1 protein-coding gene is annotated in these 231 nt (G+C 69.3%); it reads left to right on the plus strand.

What is annotated here, in order from left to right:
• Positions 1 to 231: alpha-galactosidase (locus tag ACPYOM_RS24175; RefSeq protein ID WP_481347930.1), on the plus strand; the 231-nt coding region annotated here is incomplete at both ends.

Raw genomic sequence — 231 nt, forward strand, 5'->3', positions numbered from 1 at the left:
ACCGACGGTCTCGACGCCCTCTCGCGGCGCCTGCACCGCAGCCTGCGGGCCCGCGCGGGACACCTCTTGCGCCCGCGACCCGTCGTGCTCAACACGTTGGAGGCGGTCTACATTGAGACCGACCTCGACCACCTCAAGGCGCTCGCCGACACGGCCGCCCACATCGGCGTCGAGCGCTTCGTGCTCGACGATGGGTGGTTCGGCGGACGCCGTACCGACACTGTCTCTTAT

Source organism: Monashia sp. HAY1-2A (genome assembly GCF_056755315.1).